11 protein-coding genes are annotated in these 7,273 nt (G+C 42.5%); 4 read left to right on the top strand and 7 right to left on the bottom strand.

The window, feature by feature from the left end:
• Positions 1–23: 23 nt before the first annotated feature.
• From rplS to K1I56_RS01460, 5 genes are all read right to left on the bottom strand, one after another.
• The gene (gene rplS, locus K1I56_RS01440; protein ID WP_021153086.1) at positions 24–371 is read right to left on the bottom strand and encodes a 50S ribosomal protein L19; all 348 of its coding nucleotides are present in this window, start codon (positions 369–371) and stop codon (positions 24–26) included.
• A 123-nt stretch (positions 372–494) separates the two neighbouring features.
• The gene (locus tag K1I56_RS01445; RefSeq protein ID WP_223324783.1) at positions 495–1,712 is read right to left on the bottom strand and encodes a chloride channel protein; all 1,218 of its coding nucleotides are present in this window, start codon (positions 1,710–1,712) and stop codon (positions 495–497) included.
• Entirely contained in the window at positions 1,705–1,977 is a 273-nt protein-coding gene (locus K1I56_RS01450) for a chorismate mutase (protein ID WP_223324784.1), read from the bottom strand. Before K1I56_RS01450 ends, K1I56_RS01445 begins: the two co-directional genes overlap by 8 nt.
• 63 nt (positions 1,978–2,040) lie before the next feature.
• On the bottom strand, positions 2,041–2,484 hold the full coding sequence (locus tag K1I56_RS01455) for a flavodoxin (protein WP_003007049.1): 444 nt from the start codon (positions 2,482–2,484) through the stop codon (positions 2,041–2,043).
• A gap of 162 nt (positions 2,485–2,646) precedes the next feature.
• The gene (locus K1I56_RS01460) at positions 2,647–3,393 is read right to left on the bottom strand and encodes a hypothetical protein (protein WP_223324785.1); all 747 of its coding nucleotides are present in this window, start codon (positions 3,391–3,393) and stop codon (positions 2,647–2,649) included.
• A gap of 76 nt (positions 3,394–3,469) precedes the next feature.
• Here K1I56_RS01460 and K1I56_RS01465 point away from each other — a divergent pair, with 76 nt between their 5' ends.
• From K1I56_RS01465 to K1I56_RS01475, 3 genes are all read left to right on the top strand, one after another.
• Positions 3,470–4,414, top strand: coding sequence for a DHH family phosphoesterase (locus K1I56_RS01465; RefSeq protein WP_223324786.1), 945 nt, complete (start codon positions 3,470–3,472; stop codon positions 4,412–4,414).
• A gap of 96 nt (positions 4,415–4,510) precedes the next feature.
• Entirely contained in the window at positions 4,511–5,083 is a 573-nt protein-coding gene (locus tag K1I56_RS01470; RefSeq protein WP_223324788.1) for a lantibiotic ABC transporter permease, read from the top strand.
• 160 nt (positions 5,084–5,243) lie between these two features.
• Positions 5,244–5,486, top strand: coding sequence for a type B 50S ribosomal protein L31 (locus K1I56_RS01475; protein ID WP_021153079.1), 243 nt, complete (start codon positions 5,244–5,246; stop codon positions 5,484–5,486).
• Here K1I56_RS01475 and K1I56_RS01480 read toward each other — a convergent pair.
• Positions 5,479–5,667, bottom strand: a complete 189-nt coding sequence (locus tag K1I56_RS01480; RefSeq protein WP_223324790.1) for a hypothetical protein — start codon at positions 5,665–5,667, stop codon at positions 5,479–5,481. The two genes, K1I56_RS01475 and K1I56_RS01480, sit on opposite strands and share 8 nt — an antisense overlap.
• On the opposite strand from K1I56_RS01480, the gene K1I56_RS01485 reads away from it, so the two are divergent.
• Complete coding sequence (locus K1I56_RS01485) at positions 5,645–6,064, top strand: SP_0198 family lipoprotein (protein ID WP_223324791.1); 420 nt, start codon at positions 5,645–5,647, stop codon at positions 6,062–6,064. The genes K1I56_RS01480 and K1I56_RS01485 overlap by 23 nt on opposite strands.
• Positions 6,065–6,112: 48 nt before the next feature.
• Here the strand turns inward: K1I56_RS01485 and K1I56_RS01490 are convergent, their stop codons facing one another.
• Entirely contained in the window at positions 6,113–6,877 is a 765-nt protein-coding gene (locus K1I56_RS01490; protein WP_003006860.1) for a (S)-acetoin forming diacetyl reductase, read from the bottom strand.
• Positions 6,878–7,273 lie beyond the last annotated feature (396 nt).

Below are 7,273 nucleotides of genomic sequence, written 5' to 3' on the forward strand. Positions count from 1 at the left end.
TCACTCCCGCCTCCTTGTTCGTCTTAACGACGGATTTCTTTAATACGAGCTGCTTTACCTTGCAATGCACGAAGGTAGTACAATTTCGCACGACGTACTTTACCGTAACGTACAACTTCAATCTTGTCTACACGTGGAGTGTGTACTGGGAATGTACGTTCAACACCGACACCGTTAGAGATTTTACGAACAGTGTACATTTCAGTGTGTCCTTGACCTTTACGAGCGATAACAACGCCTTCAAAGATCTGGATACGTTCACGAGATCCTTCGACAACTTTCGCGTGTACACGAACAGTGTCACCAGGACGGAATGCAGGGATATCAGTACGAAGTTGACCTTCAGTCAAGCTTTGGATTAATGGATTCATTTTATTCTCCTATCTTCGTCAATCTTGAGGGACCTCCCTCAGCGGATAAACTGTATTTTTGTGCTTCCATTACGCACAGAAACTATCATATCAGATATTTTCAGGTTTGTAAAGCTCTTTTCTCTACTTTTTTGCAACTTTTTGGCCGGAATAAATGCTCCACTCTTTTGGTAGGCAATAGGCGATGGCGCAGGCGATCACAAAGAAAGGAAGGTTGGCATAGCCAAAGACTTCTCCTCCGATCAAGATCGGTGCGAGCAAGGTCGTGGTCGCACTACCAAAGACACTGGCATAACCGATAGCAGCCACCACTAAGACGGGTAAGCCCAGCAGAGGAGCGAGAAAAACGCCAAGTGTAGCTCCGATCGCAAAGAGCGGTGTCACTTCTCCTCCTTGGTACCCAGCCGAGATGGTCACCACGGTAAAGAGGAGCTTGAGGATCCAGTCATAACTCTGCGCACTTCCTTGATGAAATGCCATATCAATCAGATTGGTTCCGAGTCCGCTATAAGAGCCGACCTTGGTCAGCTGGAGAGTCAAGAGGATCAAGCTGAGTCCAGCCCCAATGACCGCGATTCGGATATACGGATTAGGCAGTACTTTCGCGACTGTTTTTTTCAACCAGGAAAGGCTAACTGCAAAGAGCTTCCCAGCGAGGCCAAACGCCAAGCCAAGAAGGGCAACTTTGATCAAGGTCTCTGGTGTCCAGCTCAGCGTTTCTCTTAGTGGCACAGCAAATTTCTCTAAACCAAGGGTATGAGAGGTAAAGCTCGCCACGATCGAGGCGATGAGGGCTGGATAGAGAGCAATCAACTGCAACTCCCCAACTGTCAAGACTTCCAGGGCAAAGAAGGTTGCTGCCAGTGGCGTCTGAAAGAGCCCCGCAAAACCGGCTGCCATCCCGGTCATGAGAAAGATGCGCGAAGCATCTTGAAACTGGAAATAACGGGCAAAACGATGCGAAAGGGTTGCTCCGATCTGGACCGCTACGCCTTCCCGACCAACCGAACCACCGAAGAGGTGGCTCATCCAGGTCGTCAGCATGATCAAAGGCACCAAGATCAAGGGGATTTCCTCCTCACGCTCATGCCCGACATCAAAGATCAATCCCATCCCTTTTGAAGCCTTCCCACCAAAACGTTTATAAAGATAAACGATGACAAGCCCTGCTATAGCCAGAAAAAGAATTAAGGGCCAATGCTGGCTTCGGAAATCCCCGATCATAAGCAATCCTTGACCAAAGATCATATCAATAGCACCAACCAAGAGACCGATGAAGAGGGCCATAATAGTCAGCACTAGATACTGTTGTGCTTTTTGCTTGATGGATAGACTAGTCACGCGCCCTCACCTCCTCTTGGAAGTCTCTCGAGCGATTCATCATATCTTGAAACTGGGCTTGAATGGTCGCCCGATACTGCTCATCCGCCACAAGAGAGCCGACTTTCTCAAGCACCTCTCTTTCCCTTCCTTGATCGAGCACAGGTAAGCCCTGCTGCTCCTTATATTCTACAATCTGACCGACACAGACCATCCGTCTTTCCAGCAAGGCTACAATCTCTTGATCGATCTGGTCAATGTCCTTACGAATCTGATCTAAATCCATGTGTCTCCTCTTTATTTTGGATATAAATCGAGGCTGTAATCCATCGATCCAGCCTCTTTGTCATTAATTTGCTTTTGCTACAAGTTCTTCTGCAAAGGCTTCTAATTTTTCAATGTCTTCGTCTTCTGCAGACAAATCAACCTTGACACACTCAGATCCTTTTTCAGCACCAGTCGCAGCGAAGCAACGGTCGAAATCATCAACTGCTTTACAGAATTCATCGTAGAAGGTATCACCTGATCCTACCACACCGTAAAGTTTGCCTTTGAGATCAAGGCCAGCCAAATCTTCGTAGAAATCTTGGATCTCATCTGGAAGCTCTCCATCACCGTATGTATAAGTCGCTACCACTGCGATATCCGCATCAAGGAAGTCCTCCGCATCCACAGTTGTACACTCATCAACATCTACTTCGACACCAAGATCACGGAATTTGTCCGCTACGATATCAGCAATTTCTTCAGTATTTCCAGTCATACTAGCAAAAACAATCTTCGCTACAGTCATAATTTCCTCCCAAAATCTATTTTCCGTATTATACCACTTTTTCAAGCATTTTGCACGAAACCTTTCCCGATAAGCTGAAAGAAAGAGCACGTTACAGAAAATTGGACCGATTCAACCTAATCGCCCTCGTTTTCTTCTTGAATTGCTTTAATAGTTCAATTATTATCCGTTTTTCTTCTCCAACTCGTACTCCTCTTTAATATCTTTAATACGCTGGATTTCTTCATCTAGTTTTTTATTAAATTCAGATTCAGTCTTATATGGATATGAAAAACGGCTCCAGGTATACCACTTCAGCCCTTCATCGCCTTTAAAATACCATTCAAGTTTTACTGGTAAATAATCTTTATTATAGGTGATCCGAACTTTCGAAAATTTGTCAGTTTTATCTAAAACTCTAGCCTCAAATTCAGGTGTCTTTTCATCTTTCACTAGCGATTTAGTAATTAGAGGTTTCGGATCTCGCTCAATGATAAAGTTTGATTGTTCGATCTCATCTTTTGAAACCTTTAAATTCAGAATTGCGGAAGTGACATTTCGGTATAAGAATAAATGATATCTGTCATCAGGCTTTTCATCTGAACTACCATCATACATCTTCCCATTTTTTTCAACTACCTGAGTTATACTATAAAAATTATTACTCTTTAAATCATAGCCATTCTCAAAATTAAATTTATATAAATTTTCATTTTCCGAATCATCTACAACAATAAATCGTTGTTGTTCTAATATCGATTTTGAATCCTTACCAATCTTACCTCTCTGGACATCTATGAAAATACCAGCAACAACTACTAGAGACAAAGCAGCTAGAAAGACTTTCAATCTGAATGGTCTATTTTTAATTTCTTTCATCATATTCATCCATTCTAACAAAATATCTAACCAATGTAAAACCGCTTCCATAGCTCCTAATTAGTGATAAATGCTTGCTGGATGGGCCTTTCTTATGTTAAAATTGACAGAGAAAATGAGGTAATGTATGAACGTAATGAATGACATTCTTGAAAAGATTCAAGCTTATGACACGATTATTATCCACCGTCACCAGAATCCGGATCCGGATGCGATTGGGAGCCAGGTGGGCTTGCGGGATCTCCTGCGTGCCCACTTCCCTCAAAAGCGGGTATTGGCAACTGGCTATGATGAGCCGACCTTGACTTGGCTTGCTGAAATGGATGAGGTTAAGGATGAAGATTTTGAGGGAGCTTTGGTGATTGTCTGTGACACGGCCAATACTCCCCGCATCGATGACAAGCGCTATACGAATGGTGATTTCCTGATCAAGATCGACCACCATCCAAATGACGATTCTTACGGCGATCTGCTCTGGGTTGATACAGACTCAAGCTCTACCAGTGAGCTGATTGCACTTTTTGCTAAGGAATTGGATCTTGAACTCCCGGTCAGTGCTGCTCGTCTTCTCTATGCTGGGATTGTCGGCGATACAGGTCGCTTCCTTTATCCTGCTACTTCGACTCGGACCTTTGAGATCGCTGCAACTCTTCGGAGCATTCCTTTTGATTTTACTGTCCTTGCTCGTCAGATGGATACGATCAATCTCAAAACCGCTAAACTTCAAGGCTATGTTTATGACCATCTTGAGATCGATGAACATGGCGCTGCGCGTGTGACCTTGACACAAGAGCTCTTAAAGAAATTTGATCTACGTGATTCCGAGACTGCTGCAATTGTCGGTGCCCCTGGACGCATCGATACCGTATCTGTTTGGGCCATCTTTGTCGAGCAGGCCGACGGTCACTTCCGTGTCCGGATGCGTAGCAAACGAAAAGTGATCAACGAAATTGCCAAACGCCATAATGGTGGTGGCCATCCACTAGCTAGTGGAGCGAACTCCTACTCCCTCGAAGAAAATGACCAAATTTACCAAGAGCTACAAGAAGTGGCACGCACAAACGAAGGCTGAGAACGGTTTCTCAGCCTTTTTATCTTGGTCATGGGGTTTTCATTTGATCTTTCTTATGGTAAAATAAAGCTATTAAGATTTTTAAGGAGACTTATTATGGAAAAAAATCGATTATTTATCATTATCTCTGCTGCGGTAGCAATTCTTGGTACTTTCTTGCCATGGTATACCACTCCGTTTGGAGTTATTAGCATTTCTGGAATTCAAAATAGCGGATTGATTGTAATCGTCCTTTCTATTGGCTCTATCGTTCTTGCCTGCTTGAATAACATCAATACCCCTTTAAATAAAACTTTTTCAACTATCATCATTGTTGCAGGTTTTATTTCTACATTGGTTTCATTGTTTGCAACCTTCAAGGGAAGTGAGTATTCTTCTGACTTAGGGGGATTGGTTTCGATCGGCTTTGGTTTGATCCTCACTTTAATTGCAGGTATCGCTATTGTTGTGACTGGTCTCTTGGCAATGTCTGGTGGTAAAATCACTAAAGGAACCTTCGAAGAACTTGCCGAATCAGGTAAAGGATTCGCCCAATCTGTTGGACGTGTGACAACTTCTACTGTAAAAACTGCTGTAGATGAAATCAAAAAAGAAACTCACGAACATACTGAGGGACAAGCTGATCAACCGGTTGAAGCACCAAAAGATCCAAATCAATCTGAACAATAATAATATCAGAATCACCTTGGCTAAGCCAAGGTGATTTTTTGACCATTATTTTAAATAAAATTAGTGAAAATACTTGTCAAGATCCTAGAAATTTGATACACTAGCTAAGTAACAATCTATGGCTCGGAAAGAGACCATGGCAGAAAGGAAATATTGCAAAATGAAAAAAGATATCCATCCAGAATATCGCCCTGTTGTCTTCATGGACACTACTACTGGTTACAAGTTCGTCAGCGGTTCAACTAAGTACTCTAGCGAAACAGTTGAATTCGAAGGTGAAACTTATCCATTGATCCGTGTTGAAATTTCATCAGACTCACACCCATTCTACACTGGACGTCAAAAGTTCACTCAAGCAGATGGACGTGTGGATCGTTTCAACAAAAAATACGGTCTCAAATAAGAACCAACACAGAACCACTTCCCTTTCGGGAGTGGTTTTTTTGATCTAAATATATATTCGTATAAGGAATTCTTTCTCCCTTTTCTGAAAAATCATTTTCATTGTCTTCTCCTCTATCCTCTGCTATATTTGGATTATCAAAGAAAGGAGACAAACCGATGACATTGTCCAATAAATTCACACTTTCTCTTGCCTCACTGGCAATTCTTGGTCTTTTAGCAACCTGCTCGAACCAGACAGCTCAAACACCTGCAAACTCTGCTAGTTCACAACAGGTTTCTTCGAGCGATTCAAGCTCTAAAGATTCTCAAACGGCTAGCCAAGCTGAAAATCTAGACGGTACATACAAAGGGACTGATGAAAATGATCAGATCACTCTGACCCTGTCTGGTACGACGGGCACATGGGAAGAGGTTGAAAGGGATGACGAGAAAGAAAGCAAGCCTGTAACCGTTCACGCCGACAATCATACCCTCACTGTGGGGGATGATCTCAAATATTATAAACTAGAAGGTAACCAACTCACTATTGAAGATGACGATCGCAATCCTTCTGATACCATTGTATTAACAAAATAGCATAAAAATAAGAGGTTAGGATGTTGATCCCAACCTCTGTTTTTTATCTTAATGGAACTGCATTCCACCATCCACGATAATGGTTTGACCTGTGATGTAGTTTGAGTCAGGTCCAGCAAGGAAGCTGACAGCCGCTGCTACATCTTCTGGTTCAGAAAGACGTTTCAAAGTGATATCTTTAGCGAATGTTTGCATACCCCATTCGTCGTCTTTGCCCGCGTTCTTACCAACTTCATGAGCAATGTCAAACATCATTGGAGTCTTCACGATACCTGGTGCATAAGCATTGACAGTGATGCCTGAATCCGCTAAGTCACGCGCCAAAGTCTGTGTGATACCACGAACTGCAAATTTAGTACCACCATAAACAGTCAAGTTAGGGTTACCTACAACACCTGCTTGTGAAGTTGCATTGATGATTTTTCCGCCATGGCCAAGCGCTTTGAATTGAGCTTGTGCAGCTTGTGCACCCCAAATCACTCCACCAACGTTAATAGCAAATGTACGTGTAAATTGTTCTTCTGTAATCGTATCAAGTGGTGTAGTTGGCGCAACACCTGCATTGTTTACGACAACATTCAAATCTCCAAAATGGTCTACAACTTTTTGGAAAGCTGCAGCTACTTCTGCTTGTTTGGATACATCAGCAACGACTGCAAAAGCATTTTCTGCGGACAACTCAGCAACTGCTTTTTCAGCTGTTTCAGCATTGTAGTCCAAGACTCCGACCTTGAAGCCATCTTGCACCAAACGTTTTGCGATTGCAAAACCGATTCCTTGACCAGCACCTGTGACAATAGCTACTTTAGACATATGATTCCTCCTTGGTATCAACGATACCAGCAAACGTTCCTATCAGAACAGCAAGGGTTGACAACTAGTTTTGATGGGGTCTTTTATAAATATCCGACAAAACTATGCTAACAGTATACTCTTTTGTGAAAAATATTTCAAACTCTAGCCTGTTTTTTGAAAAAAAATAGTTTATTTATATGATATTTTTATTTAGTGATAAGTGAACGAAAGCGTGAAATAGAGTATGGCTTTTAGCCAAAACGGTTCACTGTTCTATTCTGTAAAAACTACATGAGGCTGGGACAAAAGTCCTAGCCTCTCAATTATTTTTGGATTATCAAGCAAGACGCAGTGGTTGAGTGGGCTCTACTACGCTGATTTCATCAGCTTTTACAGCCCTACTCAACTGTGCGG

Source organism: Streptococcus parasanguinis (assembly GCF_019929185.1).
Taxonomy (GTDB): domain Bacteria; phylum Bacillota; class Bacilli; order Lactobacillales; family Streptococcaceae; genus Streptococcus; species Streptococcus parasanguinis_O.

What these genes read in the sequence shown, in the direction of transcription:
- rplS (WP_021153086.1), bottom strand. Translation starts at nt 371, where the DNA reads ATGAATCCATTAATCCAAAGCTTGACTGAAGGTCAACTTCGTACTGAT.
- K1I56_RS01450 (WP_223324784.1), bottom strand. Translation starts at nt 1,977, where the DNA reads ATGGATTTAGATCAGATTCGTAAGGACATTGACCAGATCGATCAAGAG.
- K1I56_RS01455 (WP_003007049.1), bottom strand. Translation starts at nt 2,484, where the DNA reads ATGACTGTAGCGAAGATTGTTTTTGCTAGTATGACTGGAAATACTGAA.
- K1I56_RS01460 (WP_223324785.1), bottom strand. Translation starts at nt 3,393, where the DNA reads ATGGAAGCGGTTTTACATTGGTTAGATATTTTGTTAGAATGGATGAAT.
- K1I56_RS01465 (WP_223324786.1), top strand. Translation starts at nt 3,470, where the DNA reads ATGAACGTAATGAATGACATTCTTGAAAAGATTCAAGCTTATGACACG.
- K1I56_RS01470 (WP_223324788.1), top strand. Translation starts at nt 4,511, where the DNA reads ATGGAAAAAAATCGATTATTTATCATTATCTCTGCTGCGGTAGCAATT.
- K1I56_RS01475 (WP_021153079.1), top strand. Translation starts at nt 5,244, where the DNA reads ATGAAAAAAGATATCCATCCAGAATATCGCCCTGTTGTCTTCATGGAC.
- K1I56_RS01485 (WP_223324791.1), top strand. Translation starts at nt 5,645, where the DNA reads ATGACATTGTCCAATAAATTCACACTTTCTCTTGCCTCACTGGCAATT.
- K1I56_RS01490 (WP_003006860.1), bottom strand. Translation starts at nt 6,877, where the DNA reads ATGTCTAAAGTAGCTATTGTCACAGGTGCTGGTCAAGGAATCGGTTTT.